The 22396-nt window shown below is 41.3% G+C and carries 23 protein-coding genes; 11 read left to right on the plus strand and 12 right to left on the minus strand.

Annotated features, from left to right (window positions below):
• Positions 1-20: 20 nt before the first annotated feature.
• The gene (gene aceB, locus ACFS5O_RS05350) at positions 21-1610 is read right to left on the minus strand and encodes a malate synthase A (protein WP_205724983.1); all 1590 of its coding nucleotides are present in this window, start codon (positions 1608-1610) and stop codon (positions 21-23) included.
• Positions 1611-1693: 83 nt separating this feature from the next.
• Positions 1694-1825: a protein YhfH gene (gene yhfH / locus ACFS5O_RS05355; protein ID WP_082861521.1), complete on the minus strand. Its 132-nt coding sequence runs from the start codon at positions 1823-1825 to the stop codon at positions 1694-1696.
• 290 nt (positions 1826-2115) lie between these two features.
• Between yhfH and ACFS5O_RS05360 the strand changes: the two genes are divergently transcribed.
• Genes ACFS5O_RS05360 through ACFS5O_RS05370 form a run of 3 tightly spaced genes read left to right on the plus strand, consistent with a single transcriptional unit; the run spans position 2116 to position 4904 of the window.
• Positions 2116-3759: a gamma-glutamyltransferase family protein gene (locus tag ACFS5O_RS05360; protein WP_205724984.1), complete on the plus strand. Its 1644-nt coding sequence runs from the start codon at positions 2116-2118 to the stop codon at positions 3757-3759.
• Between the two features lie 36 nt (positions 3760-3795).
• Positions 3796-4377: a chromate transporter gene (locus ACFS5O_RS05365; RefSeq protein WP_205724985.1), complete on the plus strand. Its 582-nt coding sequence runs from the start codon at positions 3796-3798 to the stop codon at positions 4375-4377.
• Positions 4374-4904: a chromate transporter gene (locus ACFS5O_RS05370; protein ID WP_205724986.1), complete on the plus strand. Its 531-nt coding sequence runs from the start codon at positions 4374-4376 to the stop codon at positions 4902-4904. Before ACFS5O_RS05365 ends, ACFS5O_RS05370 begins: the two co-directional genes overlap by 4 nt.
• Positions 4905-5015: 111 nt before the next feature.
• Here the strand turns inward: ACFS5O_RS05370 and ACFS5O_RS05375 are convergent, their stop codons facing one another.
• Positions 5016-5804: a GNAT family N-acetyltransferase gene (locus tag ACFS5O_RS05375; protein ID WP_205725472.1), complete on the minus strand. Its 789-nt coding sequence runs from the start codon at positions 5802-5804 to the stop codon at positions 5016-5018.
• Positions 5805-6277: 473 nt separating this feature from the next.
• On the opposite strand from ACFS5O_RS05375, the gene ACFS5O_RS05380 reads away from it, so the two are divergent.
• The 4 genes from ACFS5O_RS05380 to ACFS5O_RS05395 all read left to right on the plus strand — a co-directional run bounded on the left by ACFS5O_RS05380 (position 6278) and on the right by ACFS5O_RS05395 (position 9650).
• Entirely contained in the window at positions 6278-7240 is a 963-nt protein-coding gene (locus ACFS5O_RS05380; RefSeq protein WP_205724987.1) for a DMT family transporter, read from the plus strand.
• A gap of 194 nt (positions 7241-7434) precedes the next feature.
• On the plus strand, positions 7435-8304 hold the full coding sequence (locus ACFS5O_RS05385; RefSeq protein WP_205724988.1) for an AraC family transcriptional regulator: 870 nt from the start codon (positions 7435-7437) through the stop codon (positions 8302-8304).
• Between the two features lie 133 nt (positions 8305-8437).
• Positions 8438-8773 (plus strand): PadR family transcriptional regulator, encoded by a 336-nt coding sequence (locus ACFS5O_RS05390; protein WP_205724989.1) that lies wholly within the window; start codon positions 8438-8440, stop codon positions 8771-8773.
• A 1-nt stretch (position 8774) separates the two neighbouring features.
• A complete protein-coding gene (locus tag ACFS5O_RS05395; RefSeq protein ID WP_205724990.1) occupies positions 8775-9650 on the plus strand; it encodes a permease prefix domain 1-containing protein in 876 nt (291 codons plus the stop codon).
• Positions 9651-9697: 47 nt separating this feature from the next.
• Here ACFS5O_RS05395 and ACFS5O_RS05400 read toward each other — a convergent pair whose 3' ends face one another.
• From ACFS5O_RS05400 to ACFS5O_RS05420, 5 genes are read right to left on the minus strand one after another with little or no spacing between them, the layout of a single operon-like run.
• On the minus strand, positions 9698-10828 hold the full coding sequence (locus ACFS5O_RS05400) for a hypothetical protein (protein WP_205724991.1): 1131 nt from the start codon (positions 10826-10828) through the stop codon (positions 9698-9700).
• Positions 10829-10843: 15 nt separating this feature from the next.
• Positions 10844-12112, minus strand: coding sequence for a hypothetical protein (locus ACFS5O_RS05405; RefSeq protein ID WP_205724992.1), 1269 nt, complete (start codon positions 12110-12112; stop codon positions 10844-10846).
• The gene (locus tag ACFS5O_RS05410) at positions 12096-12980 is read right to left on the minus strand and encodes an ABC transporter ATP-binding protein (RefSeq protein ID WP_205724993.1); all 885 of its coding nucleotides are present in this window, start codon (positions 12978-12980) and stop codon (positions 12096-12098) included. Before ACFS5O_RS05410 ends, ACFS5O_RS05405 begins: the two co-directional genes overlap by 17 nt.
• On the minus strand, positions 12981-13736 hold the full coding sequence (locus ACFS5O_RS05415) for a hypothetical protein (RefSeq protein WP_205724994.1): 756 nt from the start codon (positions 13734-13736) through the stop codon (positions 12981-12983).
• Complete coding sequence (locus tag ACFS5O_RS05420; RefSeq protein ID WP_205724995.1) at positions 13737-14282, minus strand: RNA polymerase sigma factor; 546 nt, start codon at positions 14280-14282, stop codon at positions 13737-13739.
• A 217-nt stretch (positions 14283-14499) separates the two neighbouring features.
• On the opposite strand from ACFS5O_RS05420, the gene ACFS5O_RS05425 reads away from it, so the two are divergent.
• Complete coding sequence (locus ACFS5O_RS05425; RefSeq protein ID WP_205724996.1) at positions 14500-14982, plus strand: hypothetical protein; 483 nt, start codon at positions 14500-14502, stop codon at positions 14980-14982.
• 56 nt (positions 14983-15038) lie between these two features.
• On the opposite strand, the gene ACFS5O_RS05430 is transcribed toward ACFS5O_RS05425, so the two are convergent.
• The 3 genes from ACFS5O_RS05430 to ACFS5O_RS05440 all read right to left on the minus strand — a co-directional run bounded on the left by ACFS5O_RS05430 (position 15039) and on the right by ACFS5O_RS05440 (position 18229).
• Entirely contained in the window at positions 15039-15734 is a 696-nt protein-coding gene (locus ACFS5O_RS05430) for an OmpA/MotB family protein (protein ID WP_205724997.1), read from the minus strand.
• Positions 15735-15739: 5 nt separating this feature from the next.
• On the minus strand, positions 15740-17365 hold the full coding sequence (locus tag ACFS5O_RS05435) for a hypothetical protein (RefSeq protein ID WP_379838778.1): 1626 nt from the start codon (positions 17363-17365) through the stop codon (positions 15740-15742).
• A 201-nt stretch (positions 17366-17566) separates the two neighbouring features.
• On the minus strand, positions 17567-18229 hold the full coding sequence (locus ACFS5O_RS05440; RefSeq protein WP_205724999.1) for a DUF975 family protein: 663 nt from the start codon (positions 18227-18229) through the stop codon (positions 17567-17569).
• 120 nt (positions 18230-18349) lie between these two features.
• Between ACFS5O_RS05440 and ACFS5O_RS05445 the strand changes: the two genes are divergently transcribed.
• Both ACFS5O_RS05445 and ACFS5O_RS05450 read left to right on the plus strand, forming a co-directional pair.
• On the plus strand, positions 18350-18766 hold the full coding sequence (locus ACFS5O_RS05445) for a thiol-disulfide oxidoreductase DCC family protein (RefSeq protein ID WP_318300105.1): 417 nt from the start codon (positions 18350-18352) through the stop codon (positions 18764-18766).
• A gap of 76 nt (positions 18767-18842) precedes the next feature.
• Positions 18843-19790: a nucleoside hydrolase gene (locus tag ACFS5O_RS05450; RefSeq protein ID WP_205725000.1), complete on the plus strand. Its 948-nt coding sequence runs from the start codon at positions 18843-18845 to the stop codon at positions 19788-19790.
• Between the two features lie 142 nt (positions 19791-19932).
• On the opposite strand, the gene ACFS5O_RS05455 is transcribed toward ACFS5O_RS05450, so the two are convergent.
• Positions 19933-20103 carry an aspartyl-phosphate phosphatase Spo0E family protein gene (locus ACFS5O_RS05455; protein ID WP_082861519.1) on the minus strand — a complete coding sequence of 57 codons (171 nt, stop codon included), beginning with the start codon at positions 20101-20103 and terminating at the stop codon, positions 19933-19935.
• A 255-nt stretch (positions 20104-20358) separates the two neighbouring features.
• Here ACFS5O_RS05455 and ACFS5O_RS05460 point away from each other — a divergent pair, with 255 nt between their 5' ends.
• Complete coding sequence (locus ACFS5O_RS05460) at positions 20359-22332, plus strand: methyl-accepting chemotaxis protein (protein ID WP_205725001.1); 1974 nt, start codon at positions 20359-20361, stop codon at positions 22330-22332.
• Positions 22333-22396: the final 64 nt, after the last annotated feature.

A 22396-nucleotide genomic window follows, 5' to 3' on the forward strand; every position in this document is an offset into this window, starting at 1 on the left:
TAAGCAGCTAGAAATAAGACTTACAACACCTCATACCCACGATTGGTCAAGAAATCTTGAAACTCATCATCGCGGATCAGCTCATCAAACAGCGCGACAGCTTCCATAAAACGACCAGAATTGAATGACTCCTCATTCATTCCTTGTCTCAACTTTTGAACTTCCTGCAACTTTAGGTCCTCTACCAGCTCGAACGTCACTTTGCGGCCATCACTTAAAATACCTTTAGGATGTCGGATCCATTGCCATACTTGAGCTCGTGAGATTTCTGCCGTAGCTGCATCTTCCATGAGATGGTTGATCGGTGCAGCTCCTTTACCTCTCAGCCAAGAAGCGATGTATTGGATGCCGACGCTAATGTTGACGCGCAAACCTTCTTCTGTGATTTCGCCTTCTGGTACAGCCACTAAATCATCAGCCGTTACGACTACATCTTCACGTTTTCGATCGATCTGATTAGGTTTTGGCATGATTCGGTCGAACACGTCCATAGCAACAGGCACGAGTCCCGGATGGGCAACCCATGTTCCGTCATGACCGTCAGAAGCCTCGCGCTCTTTGTCAGCACGTACTTTTTCAAAAGCAGCAGCATTTGCAGCCTCATCGTTTTTAATTGGAATCTGTGCCGCCATTCCACCGATCGCAGGAGCATTTCGTTTATGACATGTCTTGATTGCCAAAAGAGAGTAGGATCTCATGAACGGAACAGTCATTGTAACGAGCGAACGGTCAGGAAGAATGACGTGTGGCTGATTACGGAACTTCTTAATATAGCTGAAAATATAATCCCACCTGCCACAGTTTACGCCTGCGGAATGTTCACGAAGTTCGTATAAAATTTCGTCCATCTCAAATGCGGCAACGATCGTCTCGATTAGTACAGTTGCTTTAATCGTGCCTCTTGGAATCCCTAGCTGTTCTTGTGCGTAAATAAACACATCGTTCCAAAGGCGAGCTTCTTTATGACTTTCCATTTTAGGAAGATAGAAATACGGTCCTGACCCTTTTTCGATCAGTGTCTTAGCGTTGTGATAAAAATAAAGTCCGAAATCTACTAAACTACCTGACATCGGTTCGTTGTCGACAACAATATGTTTTTCTTCAAGATGCCAGCCGCGTGGACGTACGATAAGCGTGGCAATCTGTTCGTTCAATGTATATGTTTTTCCGTTACCATTATCAAAAGAGATCGTACGGTTAACGGCATCCTTTAAGTTGATCTGACCATCGATCGTGTTTTCCCAAGTGGGAGAATTGGAATCTTCAAGATCTGCCATGAACAGCTTAGCTCCTGAGTTAAGCGCGTTGATCACCATCTTGCGGTCAACAGGACCTGTAATTTCTACTCGTCGGTCTTGAAGATCTTGGGGAAGCGGTGAGATGGTCCAATCACTGTTACGGATATGTTCGGTTTCCGGTAAAAAGGTGGGCATGATTCCAGCATCAATTTCACTTTGCCTCGCTTTACGTTGTTTCAGAAGTTCTTTTCGGGTGTTGTTAAAGTGAAGGTGCAATGATTTTAAGAAAAGAATGCTACCTGGTGTTAATATTTTTTCGTACGCTGGGGTAATGTCGCCTAACACTTGAAGATTAGTAGTTTCAATCGTCACTTATTACACAGTCCTTTCTGAACATGTTATTAAACAGATAGAGTTAAAATATTATTGTTATATAACAGAAGAGGTAAAAAAATTTACCTCTCGTGTTTTCCCATGCAGCGCTCGCACTCATAAAGATAAGATTCATGTTGTTCTTCGATTACACATCCACATTCTATACACGTTTTGTCCGGAATATTACGGTGAAGCTCCAAGTAGTTTTTCATTTTAAATTCCTCCTGTTTTGTTTTTGAATTGATTATAATGCATTGTATTATAACAGATTATATTTTGCAACACCTGTTTTATAACATTTTCGCATTTTTTATAAAATTGAGTCATCTGTCCCACTGTTTATCCTTGATATGACTGGGTTTGTAGGAATGTGTTAAAAATTAAAAAACTGTTGTAATACAGATCTGTATCGGTGTGATTATTTGAATTTTTAGACAATAAACCATACAATGAATGCATTCTATAAAGGCACCTTAACTTCCCAAAACGAAAGGTGATAAAAATGAATCAAACGATACACAATACACAACAGAAACTTCAGTACAATGCCCTTCATAACCCTTATCATTCAGATCGGATGAGCGTTTTTTCGAAAAAAGGGATGGTTGCGACGAGTCAGCCGCTCGCCGCACAAGCTGGGCTTGACATGTTAAAAAAGGGTGGGAATGCAGTTGATGCAGCTATTGCCACCGCAGCTTGCCTAACGGTCGTTGAGCCAACATCAAACGGAATCGGTGGTGATGCGTTCGCCCTCGTCTGGATGAATGGTGAACTGCATGGCTTGAACGCGAGTGGTCCTGCACCAAGAAGCATCTCGATCGAGGAAGTAAAGAAAGCGGGACATGATATCATGCCTAAGTTCGGCTGGCTGCCTGTTACGGTTCCAGGTGCGCCCGCTGCTTGGGCGGAATTGTCCAACCGATTTGGCAAGCTACCGTTTAAAGAAGTGCTGAAACCTGCGATCTCTTACGCAGAAGAAGGTTACCCTTTGACGCCTATTCTCGGTAAGTACTGGCGCAAAGCGTATGAAACGTACAAGCGTGAATTAAAAGGCGAGGAGTTCGAGAGTTGGTTCCAAACCTTTGCGCCAGATGGACGTGCACCAGAAGTAGGCGAGATTTGGCGCTCCCCTCACCATGCTAGTACATTACGAGATATCGCAGAAACGAAATCCGAATCTTTTTATAGAGGAGCACTCGCACAAAAAATAAACGAGGCGTCAGAAGCGCACGGTGGATTCCTCCGAAGTGAAGATCTCGCTACTTTTTATCCAGAGTGGGTGAACCCCATCAAAGTGAACTACAGAGGATACGACGTTTGGGAAATACCGCCGAACGGTCAAGGCATCGTTGCACTCATGGCACTCAACATGTTAAAAGGGTATGATTTTACCGAAAAAGAATCAGCGGAAACGTATCATAAACAGATCGAAGCCATCAAACTAGCCTTTATGGATGCGAAAAAATATGTAACAGACCCACTAAGGATGAATGTATCTGTTGAGGGATTATTGTCAGAGAGCTATGCTGCAAAACGAAGAGACCTGATCAGTAGTGAAGCTCTTCAGCCAGAACCCGGAACACCGCCAAGTGGTGGAACGGTATATTTAGCAACGGCAGATGAAGAAGGTAATATGGTCTCGTTCATTCAGAGCAACTACATGGGCTTTGGTTCTGGCGTGGTCGTTCCTGGAACAGGAATTGGACTACAGAATAGAGGACATGATTTTTCGCTAGATCCAAATCATGATAATGCGCTCGCTCCTGGTAAAAAGACGTATCATACGATCATTCCTGGCTTCTTAACGAAGAACGGAAAAGCGGTAGGTCCTTTCGGTGTGATGGGAGGCTATATGCAGCCTCAAGGTCATCTGCAGGTTGTGATGAACACGGTTGATTTTCATCTGAACCCGCAAGCGGCACTAGATGCGCCACGCTGGCAGTGGATGGAGAATAAGAAAGTTCTAGTTGAACGCTCACTGCCGCCGCATATTGTTGATGACTTAGCAAGAAGGGGTCATGACGTTCAAGTGGCTGCAGATTCAGGTAACTTTGGTCGAGGGCAGATTATATGGAGAGACCCAGAGACTGGTGTATTAGCAGGTGGAACGGAAGGAAGAACAGATGGCTCGATCGCTACATGGTAACAAACAAAACTCAACTAAGAATAAAGGACTGATCACATGACGTATCTCAACTTGTTTCTTGCCTTCTTTCGGTCGGGCATGCTGGGGTATGGGGGAGGTCCTTCTTCCATCCCTTTGGTTCATAAGGAAGTGGTCGGAAAATACAAATGGATGAACGATGAAGAATTTGGAGATGTGTTGGCGCTAGGAAACACACTGCCTGGGCCGATCGCGACAAAAATGGCCGGATACATTGGATATCGAGTGGCAGGCATGATGGGTCTTTTAGTTGCGCTATTAGCAACGATTCTGCCGACCATTATCCTCATGATTCTGCTCTTAACCTCACTCCGAGAATTTAAGGATCAGCCATGGGTACAAGGCATGACAAAAGGCGTCATTCCCGTTGTCGCTGTGATGCTCGCTGTCCTCACATGGCAGTTCTTTGATAGCTCCAAAAAAGGATTAGGCTTAAAACTGAGCCTTTTTCACATCTTTGCGGGCGTTATCCTTCTTCAATTTCTAGGTGTTCACCCTGGAATCATCATTGGTGCGTTATTGGCATACGCTCTTTTTGGACCATTGAAGGGAACGGATAAAAAGAAAGTAACCGTACAGGAAGGAGAGAAGACAGGATGACGTTTTGGCATATCTTTCTCGCCTTTTTTCTACCTGGAATTTTAGGATATGGCGGTGGCCCAGCGTCGATTCCTTTGATTGAAAACGAAGTCGTCGACCGCTATGAATGGCTTTCTGTTAATGAGTTTACTGAAGTTCTGGCGCTAGGTAACGCACTTCCTGGTCCGATCGCGACGAAGATGGCAGGCTACATCGGATTTCAAGAAGGAGGCTGGTTCGGGGCGTTTGTTGGTGTCTTCGCAACCGTTGCGCCTTCCCTTTTATTGATGGTCGCATTTTTAGGTCTTGTCTATAAATTTAAAGATTCACCACGCGTGAAGAACATGAGCACGTATGTAAAGCCGACGATTGCTGTGCTTCTTGGCATCATGGCGTATCAGTTTTTTGCCGAATCTTATATCAGTGTCGGTTGGATGCACACGCTGTTTCTAGCTGCTGTCAGTTTTTTATTGATGGAGAAATTAAAAGTGTCCCCGGTGTTTGTCATTATAGGCTCGCTTGGATATGGAGCTGTGTTTTTGGCTTAGGGGGAAGTGTAACTTTATGGAAATTTCGCTCGTGTTATGCACCCTTATGAAGTGCACCACATGAGCGAATATCCCTATCTCCATGTATTGTTTATGTTTTATTTCATACCACTAAGAACCCTGAATTTCCGTAATGCTTCTACCGCCTAAAAAAGCATGCCCCATCCTCTGTTTGCTAATGGTCTTAAAGCCGTATTTTTTGTACACGTTCTCAATGGTCTCGTTAATAGGGAACACCCAAAGGTTTTCTAATCCTTTTTTTGTAAACTCAGCTTGAATATACCGAATTAATTTACCGATCAAACCTCTGCCTCTAAATTCTTCAAGTGTTGCAACGCTCTCCATTCTTGCTTGGTTTTCTGTAATAAATATACAAGCTGTAGCACACGCTATTCCATCATAGCGGAGTATATAATGTTCAAAACTAGGATGGTTAAACTCAATTTCAAATGCCTTTTCCCTAACGGATCTGCCTCCGAATTCTTTAATGCTGCATTCTATGTTTAAGGCTTCGCTATAATTATCTTTTGTAACTAACTCAATAGAAATCTTTTTGTGCTGTTCTGTTTGTTGAACTCTTTGATCCCACAATTGAACTGGATTGACTAATTCTTCAAACTTGAAATGATTAATTGTTAATTGTTGTATTAAGTCTTTTTGATTTTCTAGGTTATATATATAAAATCTAGGTATGATGTTTCTTGTTTTATAGAATTTCACCACATCATCAATGACTGACTGAGGGTTATCAATAGTATCACTTATATGAGCATGATTTGCATCAAAATAAGTAGGCTGACTTGGATTGCAAAAAATGGACCCCCACGAAAATTCTGTTCGTTTTGTAAAGGTGTTAAGGTAAGCAAAATCAAGTAAAGTAACATCTTTCATATTCAAAATGAAACTCCTTTCATGCAACATCAAAATATGCTGCTGACAATAATGATTTAAGAGACAGGAACCACAAATAAAGATCTTCGTTATGTACATAGGAAGCAGAATGAAGAAAAGGATAAAGTAAACTTACTTGTTCTCCATACAAAGCGTTTTGCCTAATGAATCCTGTTAGTAGCATTACTAGTATAAACGTAAAATGATTAAACACGTGTCTTAGAACTATGACAAAGCTTCACAACCAAGAATCAAATGCTCCACACACTCTACAGAAAGCGAGCGCATGTGAGCAAAAATCAAGAGCAACATCGTATGAAAAACAACGTTTGTACAACCGCTCTTCACGCGTCTTTTTTTTGCCCTCGCTTTTATGGAGAGTCCTCCCAATTTCATACAACCGTATGGTAAGATAATAAAAAAAGATAAGCATGTTGGACAAGACAGATGCATACTTTCTAAGGGGAAACGGAGGACTTAACATGAGACCGATATGGCTTGGCATTGCGGCAGCCTTTTTCTTTGGCGTCACATTTATATTGAATCGTTCCATGGACTTATCAGGTGGAAGCTGGCATTGGAGTGCAGCCCTTCGCTTTTTTTACATGGTTCCGTTATTGTGGATCATCGTTTGGATGCGTGGCAACGTGCGTCCCGTTTTTCAAGAACTTAAGAAACGATTTGGCACGTGGTTTTTATGGAGTTCGGTAGGATTCGTACTCTTTTATGCACCGATTACATATGCAGCAGGTTTTGGAGAGGCTTGGTTAGTCGCGGCGACTTGGCAGATTACGATCGTTGCAGGTTCTCTTCTCGTGCCCTTCTTCTATGAAGGAGACAAAAGCAAAGGAGCAACACGTCAGAAGATACCTTTTAAAGGATTAGGTTTTTCGCTGATCATACTAGGAGGTGTCGCACTCGTTCAAGTGCAAGAAGCGAGCGGTGTGAACGGCTCCGCTTGGTTGAACGTTGTGCTGCCTGTTCTGATTGCGGCGATCGCTTATCCACTGGGCAACCGAAAAATGATGGTTGTAACAAATAAACGCCTCGATGCTTTTCAGCGAGCATTCGGCATGACCATCGCATCACTTCCATGGTGGATTGTCCTCGCCGGAATCGGATGGGTAGAGAGCGGACCTCCAACGAACGATCAGTTATGGCAGACGTTTTTAGTAGCCATATCATCAGGTGTTATCGCAACCGTGCTCTTTTTCCAAGCGACGGATCTTTGTGCGAACAATCCTGTAAAACTGGCAGGTGTAGAAGCGACGCAATCGGCTGAAATTATTTTTGTGTTGGCAGGAGAGATGTGGTTGTTATCGATCGCAAGTCCAACGTTCCTTTCTATGATGGGTGTTCTCATCATCATGCTCGGCATGTTTTTACACAGTTATTATGGAAAAACAGAAGTTGTGCAAAAAAAATCTATGAAACTTGCAAAATGATGAATAAAAAAATGTGAGCTGGGAATAGTAGTACTACCCCCCCTTTTTAAATAGTAATTTGGAACAGCCGTTGCCCGTAGCAGCGGTTGTTTTTTTGTGCGATAAAAACGTCAAATCCGTTAAACTATATACAGAGATTGTCGGATGTCATCTTCTTCCCCTTGTTATTCTTATTTTGAAAGGAGGCGTTAGTAATGGATTCGCTTAAGAGTATGAACGACGCGTTGCAATATATGGAGGATCATCTTCAATATGAGATCGACTTTGCGGAAGTAGCGAAACGAGCGTATTGTTCAGAGTATCATTTTAAACGCATGTTTTCCTTTTTGGCAGGAGTTCCACTTTCAGAATACGTTCGCCGCAGAAGGCTAACTCTTGCAGCTTTTGAATTGCAGAACAGCGACATAAAAGTAATTGATGTGGCAGTGAAATATGGCTACTCTTCACCAGATTCTTTTACAAAAGCCTTTCAGCAGATGCATGGTATAACACCTTCAGAAGCTCGTAAAAGTGGTCATTCACTCAAAGCTTTTCCGCGCATGTCCTTTCAATTATCAGTAAAAGGAGGAAGTGAGATGAACTATCGTATCGTTGAAAAAGAAGCCTTTTCTATTGTGGGTCTTAAAAAACGTGTTCCACTCGTTTTTGAAGGAGTAAATCCGGAAATCGCCGGGATGTGGCAAAGCCTCACACCAGAGATGATTAGTGAGCTAAAGAGCTTATCAAATATAGAGCCGAGTGGCATAATTAGCGCTTCAACGAACTTTTCCGAGAGAACTACTGAAAACAGTGAGCTTGATCATTATATTGGGGCAGCTACAACATGTGTTTGTCCCGAGAATCTGTCAGAACTAAAAGTGGAAGCATCCACTTGGGCAGTATTTGAAGCGGTCGGTCCGTTTCCAGAAACCCTGCAGAACGTGTGGGGACGCATCTATTCAGAATGGTTTCCATCATCGTCGTATGAACAAACAGAAGGACCAGAGATTCTTTGGAACGCGGATAAAGATACGACGTCACCTACATTTAGAAGTGAGATTTGGGTGCCTGTTAAGAAAAAATAAAGAAGTAGTGTAGGAAGTGTCGGCTAAGTGGCCGGTGCTTTTTTCATGGGGAAAAGAGTTCTAATATATTTTTTTAATAATACCTTGCATTATTAGGTATTATATTTTATATTGAATTTGGAGGTGGTTATTAATGGAAGTTAACAAAGAAGTTCTGAAAGGCCACATTGACACGTTGATTTTATCGTTAATGGTTAAAAGAGATATGTACGGTTATGAGCTGGCAAAGCTCGTTCGCGAAAAAAGCGAAGATCAGTTTGAACTAAAAGAAGGAACACTTTATTTATCATTAAAGCGTTTAGAAAAGAACAAATGGATTGAATCCTATTGGGGAGATGAGCACGGTCCAGGAGGAAGACGGAAGTATTATAGATTGACAGAGCAAGGTAAGGATGGATTTGAGCAAAAGCGAAAAGAATGGCAGTTTGTAAAACGAATCATTGATCAGTTCATTGAAGGAGGAAAATAGGTTGAAGCAGATCGATAAATACATTCAATCCATCTATAAAGATGTTGTAGGTTCAAGAAACGAAGTGGAAGAGCTAAAAAGAGAGATGCGATCTCACCTCATTGAAGCCGTTGAAGAATTGAAAGCAGAAGGAAAAACGGAAGAAGAAGCGATTCGTATGGCGATTAATAATTTTGGCGGAAGAAATCAAATGGTTAAAGGACTTTCTGAATTCTTTACGGTTCAGAAAAAGTTTACGAACTATATCCTAACGCTCTCAGTTCTCTTTCTCGTTCTAAGCGCGATCTTCTTCATCACATCCTATTCAAAAGCAAATGCTTATAAAGAAGAACTAGATCAGCTTCAAGTAGTGGAAGAGGAAAAGGAAATCATCATGAACGATGTGTTTGATGTACTAGATACATCAAATGAAGTAGGAGACAAAGAAAGATACGATTTGCTAGATGTCTTCAACAAGTATGATGATAAGTTGAATTTAGTTGCCGTGTTCTCTGCTAAGGATGTAGAAGATTGGTTGCAAGACAAAGATAACCAAGCTGTAAAGGAAGGACCTGACACTCATTATCCAATCGACTATGCAAATGCGAGCATCGTTATTGGCAACAATAAAGTAATAGAGGATAAGGATCAAATTGTACCGAGTGACTATGACATGGGAACGGTAATCATGGCGAATGACAACTGGGTCGTTCAGTACGAATACAGAACTTCTTATGAAAAAACGGTTGAAAAACATCTTCAGTATACCAACTATGGACCGAGCATCTGGAGTTTCTATCAAATTCCGATTCTGTTTGCTGCATTATTTATAGCATTTGGTGGAGTATGGCTGTTTTTGAATAGGCAGAATAAGAGATTGAGTACGGTAATGGAATAACGTGTATTAAAGCAGCATCTGCATAAACTAGCCGATGCTGCTCCTCCTTAAATATTCTTCACTTTTTCACTTCGATAACGCCACATAAACAATAGTGAACTAAGAACTAAAATGATAACGAAAGAAATAGGTGCGAGGTAAGGATTTGAATAAATTATAGTAAGGTTCTGAACAAGATATGTAGTACCTGAACCAAACAGCAAGAAGGCTAGCGGAACGTGCAGACCTACACTTGTCATATAATTGGGAGCGATGCTTGATATCCAAGCTCCTACCAATACCAATGCGATTCCTAACAGGTAGACACATATAACAGTAAGAACAATATATTGAAAAAAGGTTAGATCATACCATGAAACAAAGAAATTAAAAATAGAGTTGATCGGCAGTGGATAGAACATACTCGTGTCATTGCCTTTATACATGAAAAAGAAAAAAGCGAGCTGAGTAGTAATAACGATCATTGCGGCAGATATTCCTGTAACGAGCTTTTGAGAAAAAAGTTTGCGTCCCGTTTTTGATGTATACTGCAGAAGCTGTACGTGATTTCGCTTGTCGCGAATGTATAGTGGCATTAGGATAATCATGATGTTTAAGAAGATGAGAATGGCTACAAATTTTATTAAAGCATTGTAATTATCAAATACCATATCCGTAAATATCGCCTTTGTTGATCCATTTTCAACCAATTCATCCATGCGTGCATCTTGTTTTGGAGTTAGTTCATGCTCAATAAAACGTTCAGGATGCTCATATCTATCAATGATCCCATCACGTGCCTGAATCTCCCAAAAAATATCTACAGAGTCTTCAAAAAAGATTTTGCTGTGCAGGGCAGCTAGTTTTTCGTTTTCCAGATCCATGTTGCTAAATTCCTCATACGTATCAATGTCTGCCGCGACCATTTCTTTCTGTGACTTAAGATACTCTGTTGCTTCTGCTATTCGTTGTTCCTTAATCTCTTTAAAATCTTCAAATTCCTCATTATCCATAGATTTACCATAATCAACTAGCATCTTTTGCGTAGCTCGGAAATCATCTAATAGTGGTCTGCCGTTAGGAAAATACTTAAATTCAAACATGATAAACTGTTGATATACGATGAAGCTGACTAAAAGCAGCAGACAGATGATTTTTACCGAAAACAGCTTTCTTATCTCATTAAATAAGATTCTCATAAGTTCGCGTCCTATCTATATATTTTCTCTGGCAAAACGTTTGATCAACAGCCATGCTGTGAGCAGTAAAGCGATTAACCATCCTGTGACGGTAATGACTTCGTAAAATTTGAACGTCGTAAAAACGCCGCTTTCCATCCACCATTTCTTCACGTTCATTACAAGAATAAAAGGAGAGAAGTGCGCGTATAGAAGCATTGTGCTGTCCTTGGGAATGATGCTCGGAACATAAAGACCTGCCAAAAAGATAACACCAAAAAGCGTGAAAACGATGTAGCTGTTCCGTATCAGCATGGAGAGGCAAAACGTAATCAAAACAAATAGGATTTGGCAGATTACAACTAAACCACATGACATCAATAGATATTGGATAAACGTGACGTTCCACCAGCTTATAAAAGGTATTTTGTTTAATTCTATTAAGAACCCAGAACTAATGGGAACATTCCAAAGACTAGAATAGTCAAACACCATAAAATAAACGAATAGTGTTATAGCGAGTAGAACGACAGTTACAAGTGTTGATGTGAAGATGGACACAAGAAGTTTATCCCACATTAATCTTCTGCCGCGTTTTGTTGCATAAGCGACTAAGGATGTTTTATGTTCAAATTCATAGTTCACGATAAATGCAGTGAAGAGAACGATTAAGATCATCGCTTGAAAAAGCATAAACCCAAATAACGTTTTAAAAAGAAAAGAATGTGTACCAAACATCTTTCCATGAAAGAAAAGGTGAAGATGTTCTTTGTTTTGGATAAGCTCTTCTACACGTGGTTTTAATACCGTGTATTGCTCACGAACTTTTTCAGCAGCTGCACCTTTCAATCCGAAAAGCCTAATACCTTCTTCTGCATTTTCCATTACATTTAGTTCATTATATTTTGTCTCAATCTCTTGTATGGAGTTCACATACGTTTCTTTTATCGCGAGTTTGTTGATGTCTTGCAGCTCTTCTTTTGAATAAATGTTTGATTCAATCAAACTATAGTAGAGTTCGGGCTTATAAAATTCCACTGCGGTTTGATAGGTGTCTCCAGTTTTGCTCTGTGAGAGCTTATTCCAAGTATTTAAATCTTGCTCATAAGAGGTTTGCAGCTTTTGACGTCCCTCTTCATTCATTAACGTTCCCGTTTCATGTACGATTGGCTGAAGTGACCTCATATCATGACGCAGAGTTGATTGCTGATAGATGAGAAAACAGTTGAACAGAAGAAACAGTACAAACAATCCTAGAATAATAGGGGACGAGATAATTTTTTTAAATTCAAGCTGTTTGATCATCAGATAGTACTCCATCTTGATAGATATACAAAAAGACATCTTCTAAGTTTGGATGAACCGGTTTCCATTCTGCTTTAGCTGTATCTTCTGTTAAAAAACGCATGTACATGCTTCCGTTTTCTTGTTTTTCAGACAATGTAAGGTAAGTAGAACGAAACCGCTCCGTTTCATCATAAGCAACTTTAGTCTCGTAAACGAGGCCTTGAATGTTACCGCAAATGTTAGAAACGGTATCTTTGTATAACACTTCTTGATTTTTAATCATGATGATCTCGTTTGCGATCGATTCTACATCTGATACGATATGCGTGGATAAAATGACAATGCGATCTCGAGCGAGATTCGTAAGCAGATTACGAAAGCGAACTCGTTCTTTTGGATCTAAGCCAGCTGTAGGCTCATCTAGAATAAGAATTTTCGGATCATTCAACATGGCCTGAGCGATTCCGACACGCTGAATCATCCCTCCGGAAAACTTCTTCATCTTTTTGTTGGCCACATGATCCAGTGCTACGGTTTTAAGCAGTTCTTCAACGCGAGCTATCGCCGTTTTTCGGTGTATTCCTTTTAACGCTGCAAGGTAAAGGAGGTAAGAGGTAGGCGAATAATTTTTGTAATAGCCAAACTCCTGGGGAAGGTAACCAATCATCTCGCGGTATCTTTCATCCATCTTAATAATATCTTCTCCGTCATAACGAATGCTTCCACTCGTTGGGAACAACAGTGTCGTGAGCATTTTGATCAGTGTTGTCTTGCCCGCTCCGTTCGGCGCCAATAATCCATACACACCGTTATGAAACTCAAGGTTTATATTTTTCAGTGCATTGAACTGCCCGAAATTTTTTGTAACGTCTTCAACAATTAACATTTATTGAACTCCTTCTGCACCTCGAAATGCGATTAGTTTTTTTAACGTTTTTACATAGAGCACGATGCTGATGATGAGTACGATTCCGTACACATATGCCGGTACATGACTTAAAAACATACTGTACATGTTTTGACTTAAGAACGCCGGCAGAACATTCACGATCAGCCAGCTTGTCATCATGACATAAGTGGCGTACAGCCCTTTTGCATGGCGTAAAGCGTACAGGTAAAGAACCGAAAATATGCTTAACGAGCTGCATGATAACAGCAGTGCATCTAGAATGTGAATCGATTGAAACAGGAACGATAGTACGATGATCAATACGATATTCATAACCATCGTAAGCAGACTGAAAATCAACATACGAAAAGCGGCTAGCTGGAACACATGGTACTTACAGGTCATCTCTACTGAAAAGGTGTCTTTCGTTAAAGCGCGCACTAAAAATAGAGAGGATAGCGCAAAGAAACAAATAGGAGACAACGTAAAGATAAAAGAATACAAAGCTTGCGTGTCTATGGATGATTTTAGAGAAAATATGCCGTAGAGCATTACAGCTAGCGCCAAACCGATCGTGAACAGAATTTCAGTGGCATCTCGAAATAAATAGCGGAAGCCAAGCTGCTGATACATTTCATGAAGATAAGATAGAAACGATTTGGGTTTTGTTAGACCGACAGATACGATATACGAAATCTGTTTACCTCTTTCGGAATCCGTTGGATACTCGATGTGAAACTTTTCCTTCTCCATTTATTCAGCCTCCATTCGATGTTTTATTTTCTTTATTGCAGCATAATACTTTGTTTTAATAGATGACTCAGGCATATCTAGAGAACTGGCGATTTCGATAAACGTTTGCTCGCCGAACAATTTAAGCCTTAGTACCTGCTGATCAATAATAGAGAACTGGTTTATAAGCTGTGCCACCTTTTCTATATCTTCCCTCCATTCCAATTCGAGCGTGAAATCTGAAGGTGTGGCTATGTCTACACCTTCCATCGAGTCTGTGGAACGATCATATGTATAGTTTTTAGATCTGAAATAATCTACGAGTTTGTAGGTCGCGATTCGGTACAGCCACGTTTTGAAGGATGCTTTTTTCTCATCAAACTGCTGGATCGATTGAAGCATGCTAATAAAAATGTCTTGTGTCAGATCGAGTGATAGTTCTTTGTTCAGTGTTTGTTTATAAACATAGGCATAAATCGATTGATAGTAATGAGAGATCAGCTCGTTCGCTGCATGTTGATCGCCTCTTTTTTGAACAGAGCTGATCCATCTTTTCTGCTTCATCATGATTTTGTCTTCACTTCCAGACTAAAAAGGTTGTCTTGCTCATATATTCGTAAAGGAAAGATAAATAGTTTTACGTTTTATAAAAATATTTCCATTTTTATTATAGGTTCTTATAGGAGGTTAAAGGAGAATTATATAGTAATAGCAAATAATAGAAGAACTATAGAAGAGTAGCTCTGTTAATATAGCAATTTTTAATAGAAAGCTAGGTGAAGATATGTTTTATTTTGATCTGGATTACTTGGTGTATTTTGCCGTGGTCGTATTATTGTTATTTGTCGGAGTGGCGATTGCAGCTGTGAAGTCAAAAACAGCTTACGATGAGAAGGGGGAAGAGAAGATGTTTAGACATTTGTATATATATTTGGTGTTGTTTACGACGCTTTCGCTAACGATAGGAGGAAGTATTAGCATATTTATGAGCGTGGCTGATATCGTGAGCCCGGATACGTATCAAGCTAGTTTTGCAGAATACAAACTGGGTTTAGCGGAGACTGTATTTGATGAAAACGGAAAACCGTTGCCTAATAAGAAAACGGATGAAGAGATGCGGAAAGACTACGAGATGATGATTGAAAACGAAAAGTTGCAGGAGAGAAGGAATGAGATAAATAATATTTTCAAAAGTTCTGGGTTTATACTCATTCCATTTCCGGTCTTTCTGTATTTCAAGCGTCAGTTACGTAAAAAAGAAGCTTAATAGCAAACAAAAACGAGCGAAGTGTTCCGCTCGTTTTTTTGTGCTTTTAAGTGATGTTATTGTTCTACAATTTCTTTCAGCTTGCTCTGCCACTTGTCGTCGTCCAAAATGATCTGAAACGAGATGCGGCGATTTTTTTGTAAGGCGTCAGCAGAGTTTCCTTTTGCGATCGGCTTATATTCGCTGTATCCGGTTGCGGCAAGGTATTGAGCGTACTCTTTTTTTGCGAGTTTTGGGTTCGCTTTTCCAAGATAATCGACGACTGCAACCGCACGCTGAGTGGAGAGCGACCAGTTGTCGTATGGAACAGAATCGGTATGGCCTTCAATCAGAATGATGTACAGATATTGACTCATATCTTTTTCTTCGATGATCGCGGCGAGTGCGTCAGCGAGCGGGTCGAGCACTTGCTTTCCTTTTTCTGAAATATCGGCACTTCCCGTATCAAAAAGAATGTTTCCTTCTACAGAAATCGTGTTGTTCGGTCCACGGATGATCTTGTCTTTTCCCACGTTTTCTTCCAGCTGTTTTTGAATGAGATCAGAGATGTGCTTCTTCACTTCAGCCACCTGTCCGAGCTCACGCTTGATCTGAGCTTGATCATACGCGTTATAGATGCTCTGCACATAAGCAAGGATCGCGATAAAAATCATAACGAGCACCATCATGCTCATCATATCGGTAAAACTTGGCCAGAAGATTTCTTGCGTTTCTTGGTTATCGTCGTTGTAGTAGGATTTACGCGCTTTCATACCGATCACCGTCTCCTAAAATGTTGCGGCGAGACTTCTGGCATGCGTTCATCTTCTACGTATTCGGGTGCGCGAGGACTGCGGGTTTCATAGATCACTTGGTTGGATGATTGGTTCATCGCAGCTTGGTAGATGCGCTGCATGAGGTGATACATGTCAGAGAGCGTACGATTGTTGTCGGTGATGCTTCGCGTCAAGCCGTGGTGCAGGTTTTCGAGCGTTCGAGCGAGCTCGCGCATATCATCATCGCGGCTGTTTTGATTTTGTGAGTTGTTTAAGGCAGAAGCGAGCTGTCTGCTCTGACTGTCCATGATGTTTCTAACTCCATCGGTAAAATCACGCTTGATATGCTCCACCGCAGCGTAGAATCCTTTTTCGAGCTGACCGACGCTTGAAGCAAAGTCAGCTGCCGCACGGCCGTATTCTCCTTGTTTTTCGGCATAGCGGTAATGCCATTCGTCTTGCTTTTGTGCGAGACGGTTCTCGAGTGCATCATGCTGATTTTGGTAGTGCTGAAGCTGTTCCTGCATGCCGCGCAACATTGATTGCGCATGCTCTTCAGACCGACGCTGAGCTTCTTGCAGCATTTTATCAGAACGTTGAATGAGCTGTTCAAACTTTTGCTGACCTTGAGTGTGCCGGTCATTGCTTGTTTTTAGCTGCTGCTCGAAAGAAGAGATGTTCTTAGCGAGTGCGTTAATACTCGTGTCGACCGTTTTTTGAATGGTTCCGAGTTCTTTTGTCGTCTCGTTGAACCGCTGTCCGAACTGATCGAGCTGTGTAGCAGATGCCGCGAACCGTTCAGCGTGCTCGCGCTGTGCTTCAAATATGCCATTCACGTCTTCCATCGCTTTTTGAAGACCTGCTGTAAAATTGACCATCTGTGATGCGAACTCACCGAGTGTTTTATCAAATGACGACTCGACGCGTGAGGCAAGGCGATCAAGAAGGCGTTCGACCGAATCTTGTGGCTTGTCGTTGATCAGGTCGCTGTTGATGTTGTGATCCAGGTACACTTCACAATCGGCTAAAAGTTTGTTCTGCATGTAAGAAAGTGATGTTCCTTGCGAGAAGAAGCCTGACTGAATGGAATTGAGCAGAAGTGCGGCACCGATTCCGGCAATACTCGTATAAAAAGCGACACTCATCCCTTCAAATGGTGCGGTGAGGGAGGAGATGATCGAATTTAGCGTAAGGTTTGAGTCAGCAGGCTGTGTTCCGAGCGTCATGAGCGTATCTTGCATCGATAAAAGAGAGAGCGTAAGTCCGACAAACGTTCCAAGCACGCCGAAAATGATCGTGAAGGACGGAAGCTGGTTGAGTAGCTTCTGAATGTTTCCGACCGGCACTCGCAAGACACCCAGAAGTGGAATGCGTTCGTTGTATAGGTGTTTTTCGATTAGTGCTTGTGTGTTGAGCTGTGGAACTCCTGCTAGATGAAACTGTTTGTAATCGGCTGTAACACGTTGCAGCCAATGCGAATACGGCTGCTGCTCTTTATTGGTTTCGACCCCTTGAAGCTCTTTGTTCCATTTGCGAAAGTGATAAGCGGTCTGTGTATGACCTACAATCCCTATAAATACGAGAAACCCAATAATCCCGACGACGATTAAAGTAAGTTGATCCATCATGCCACCCCTTAGATGTCTTGTCTGACTGTCCTATATTGATAGATATGTCCCGGTGTTGGGAAATATTTTAGGAAATGGGGTCTGACCCCAAACAAATACAAAACCCCCTTAACTGTCCATTTAAGATGGACAGTTAAGGGGGAAACTTTTTGGGGTTAATTTTTACAAAGTAGAGAAATTAATCTCCATGCCACGTGTACCTTAATCTCTCTTGTAATTTTTTACACGATCGTTGTAAAACGCAGCATACGAAGTACTCATGTAGGGAGCGAGCCAGAAGAATCCGATTCCGAGAGATAAAACACAGAGAATGCCCCAGCCTAGAAAGCTTAGTTGTAGAACGAAAAACTTCCACTTATATCCGTCCATCAGCTGTCGGCTTTTCTTGATCGCAGCGTTGATGCCAATACCAGGATGATCTTTTAGAACAAAGTACGTTTGCGAATAACTGAACGCTTTGATGATTCCAGGGATCAATAGAAGAAGAGACCACAGAATCAAGTACACCATCATCACTAAGTAGGCGCCGAGTATTTTTACATACGTGCTGATCTCAGAAAACGCTTGAAATAGGCTTGAAACGTTAATTTTTTCACCTGTACGGATCACAGATAAAAAAGTCCACAAATATCCAATATATAATGGTAATAAAACGAGTGTAATGATGAACGTGCTGGCTGCCGGTCCGTCCATTTCGTCGCTAGGCTTGTTCAACCAAGCGCTCCAACCACCACTCAAATTCACTTCAATAATGAGTGGGATGAGGTAATAGATGCTCGAGAACAACAACGTGAATAACGCCGCAGTGCCCCATTGTCCTTTGAGCTGAAGACGAGCTTGCTGTTTGATTTCTTTATTTTTCATGATGTATCACCTTTCTGAAGTTGTCCTATGATTATACTACGGTTTAAAAGGCAGAAAGATGCGTTTTCATGAAAATTAATAGTAAACTAGAGGAAAGCGGATGTTAGAGGAGGTCTGAGAGTGAAAAATAATGAAGAAATAACTCCTGCAGTGCTTCTTTTTGATGGAGTATGTAATCTTTGTAATGGAAGCATTCAATTTATCCTGAAACACGAAAAAAATTCCGATTTAAAGTTCTCAGCTATTCAATCAGAAGCCGGGCAAAAATTGTTATCACAGTACAGCATAGACCCCGAACAAACAAACTCCGTTATTTTAATTAGTGACGGAGTGGTATATACAGAATCAGATGCCGTAGCAAAAGTTGCAGAGTTTCTAAAATTCCCATACAACCTAGGAAGTTACATGAAAGTGGTACCTCGCCCGATTCGCAATGCTACCTATAAAAAGGTCGCGAGTAATCGGTATAAATGGTTTGGGCAAAAAGAGAGTTGTATGATTCCAACACCTGACCTTCGAAATAGGTTTTTGCAATAGTTTTTACCAGCAAACTTCATAAGTCTGCAGATCTACTAATAGGATAGAACAAATGCCTAAAAAGGGGAACTGCACGATGGGACAAAAAGTTCTGTTCTTTGGTGACGCTGGAATCGACGATACGATTGCACTAGCTTATGCTTTTTTTAGCGATGAAATAGATATTGTTGGCGTTGTGGCAGACTATGGCAACGTATCAAGGGAACAAACGGTATCGAATGTGAAATTTATTGCTAAAACATTTAACTTTCCGGTAAATGTGAGAGTGATTGGTGGAGCAGAAGTTCCGATGACAGGGGAAAAACCAACGTTTTATCCAGACGTGCACGGGGTTTATGGATTGGGTCCGATCGATCCGGGTATATCGGAAGGATTCATAGAAAACTTTTTTGAAATCGTAAATTTGATCGAACAGTATCAAGATGAACTGATTATCGTGAATGCAGGCAGGCTGACCTCTCTGGCTACGATGTTTATTTTGTTTCAGTCGCTGATGAAAAAAGTAAAAGCGTACTATATTATGGGCGGAGCGTTCTGGGTGCCAGGAAATGTGACGCCAGTGTCTGAAGCGAATTTTTTTGGAGATCCGATCGCGGTTAGAATCGTATTAACGTACGCCAAAAACGTGACGATCATTCCGCTGAATGTTACCGATCGGGCTGTTGTCACTCCTGAAATGGTGAATTATATCGATTACAAGGGTAAGATGCCCATTTTAAAACCGATGCTCGATTTTTATTACAATTTTTACAAAAGCAGAAACCCAGATATTTTGGGAAGTCCTGTTCATGATGCGATTACATTGATGGCATCCATAAGAGAAGATATGTTCACGTATAAGTCGCTACCGGTACATATTGTGCTTCAAGACGGCAATACGGCGAGAGGACAGAGTATCGCGGATGTTCGACCGTATGCTCAGTTTGCAGATGGTAAAAAAAGGCACCGAATCGCGTTTGATTTCGATTATAGCTATTTCTTCCGAGATTTTATGAGTATCATGACAGGGGAGAAGTTTTCATAGCATGTTGATATGGAAGGCGAACTCTTGGAGCACCTGTTTTAGTAGAAGGATGTAGAAGATTAAAGCTTTCCTATAATAAAAAAACCGGAAGTCCCACAACGTGTTAGGACCCCGGTTTAACTTTTAATAGTAGTTTATGAGATTAAGCGCAATTTTTAATTTGATCCAGTTTGTTTAGTTTTTCATCTAATATCTGGCTAAGTTGAACAAGAAGCGGATCTGCAAGACTATTAACCTTTTTACTTACCTCATACATGGTCGTGCGAATGGCGTCTATCTCTGTAGTTAAGACAAGAGCATTGCTTCGGCTCATGGTCCATTCCCCCTCTAATATAATAACCACTTCTGCACCATTAATATCGGTAAATCTTGTAAATATTATATACCATATTTTGTGTCAAGTCTATTATTTTTTTACACATATAGGGGGACAGACCCCCTACAATTACACTTTTCCTCGTTTTGTACTACTCCAATAGACAAGTTCTGCTCTATTTCTGTAAAACTTTGTAGCTTTCTGTCGATATACTTTTTGCTGTCTAGTAAAAAGTAACTGCAGGAGGAAGAAATGATTAAAAAAAGTCTACAGAGGCAGATTCTAGTGCCTTTTATATTGCTCATTGTTATGACAGGAGTTGTAGTGAGCGGAGTTAGTTATATGTTCAGCAAGAAAACTACCATTGAAAATTCCTCAGAGAATACATCTGAACGTATGCTTGATCTAGATGAGACGCTCAATGGTTTTTTGAGAGATAACGCAAATTTTGTATCGGCCTATGCAGATTCCGCTACGATTAAGCTTCATGCAAAAGGAGATAGCCCGGACTATATTATTTCTAAGTTTGAAGACTATCATCTAGCAAATGAAGCGATCATGAACAGCTATTTCATTTCGGATGATAAGGAAGTGGTCATGTATCCGATTCCTGCATCACCGGTTGAGGACATGACGTTAACACCGTGGTATCAACAGGCAACGAAGAACCCTACTCAAGTGTTCTGGACAGATCCTTTCATCGATGAAGCGACCGATCGTCCGGTTGTAAAAGCTGTAAAAGCCGTTGAGTACAGCGGAAAAATCGTGGGTGTAACAGCGATTGATATCGCAGTAAATGATATCTTAACGCTGATGCAAAACGTGAAAATCGGGGACACCGGTTATGCTCTTCTCATCGATAATTCGGGGAATTATATGGTTCATCCTGATGCAAAAAAGCTGGGGAAAAGCGCTACAAAAGAATCTTTTTATAATGCTATTACTAAAAAAAGTGGAACGTTAACCACAAAGATCAATGGTGAAGAGAGAGTAGTCAGCTATACGAAAAATGATACAACCGGTTGGAAACTAGCTGGAACTGTCTCGCTTAGTGAGTTTGAGGAAAAGGCTTATGTGATTCTTCTACCAATCGGAATCGCCTTACTCATCACTCTTTTAGTGGCGGCCATTATTTCGGTGTTCGTTTCAAGAAGAATTACAGTACCCGTGAACCAACTAAAGAACGCAATGCATGAGATCAGGAATGGAAACCTACAGGCGAGCGTTTCTATACAAAGAAAAGACGAGATCGGTGAACTAGCTGCAAGCTTTGATGATATGTCTAACCAGATGCGAACGTTGATCAGAGAGATGGCTCAGATTACCGATCATGTGACGGACGCGTCTCAAACGGTCGTTGCGAGTGCAGAAGAAAATTCAGCATCTGCACAAGAAGTTTCAACAACGATGCAGCAGATCGCAGCAGGCTCTTCTCATCAAGCAGAGTTGATGGATCAGAACGCAAAGGCAGCCAATGTGCTGGCTGAGCGTATCGGTACCGTTCATGCACATGGCGAAAGAATTGAAAAAGCAACAAAACAAATGAATGAAGAATCGTTGAACGGTGTAAAAAAAGTGAGCGTGCTAAAAGAGAAGTCACTGATGACAACAGAAATGACAAAAGAGATGATTTCTTCTATTAAAAAGCTTGATGAAACATCTGGCAGCGTTCAACAGATCGTTCTAACGATCAGCGATATAGCCAATCAAACGAATTTACTAGCATTAAACGCGGCAATCGAGGCAGCGAGAGCTGGAGAGTCAGGAAGAGGCTTTGCGGTCGTTGCGGATGAAGTAAGAAAACTGGCAGAGCAGACCGAGCTTTCCTTAAAAGATATCAGCGCATTGATCACGGATATGCAGCAAGTAACGGAAAACACCGTCGGACAAGTTCAAGAAGCTGCCGCTCTCATTCTTTCACAAAGCGAAGCAGTTGAAGAGACAGAGCAAAGCTTTAGCGCGATCTCTACTGCAGTTAAAGGGAATGCAGCGGCATTAAAAGACGTGATTCAGTCTGTTGACGAAATGACGATGCAAAAGAATGTACTCCTTGAGAATGCGTCGCATATCTTGGCGATCACGCAAGAAACAGCGGCTGGAACAGAAGAGGTATCTGCATCAGCAGAACAGCAATCAGCATCAATGGAGCAGTTGAACCATCTAGCGGATCAGCTTGAGCAGTACGCTGAACAGATGCGCAACCACGTCCAGCGGTTCACATTTTAGGGGTCTGACCCCACACAATTACATTTGTGCCGTTTTTGTCTTTTCCAAAAAGACAAAAACGGCT

Origin of the sequence: Fictibacillus nanhaiensis (assembly GCF_042686385.1) — a bacterium.
Lineage (GTDB): Bacteria > Bacillota > Bacilli > Bacillales > Fictibacillaceae > Fictibacillus > Fictibacillus nanhaiensis.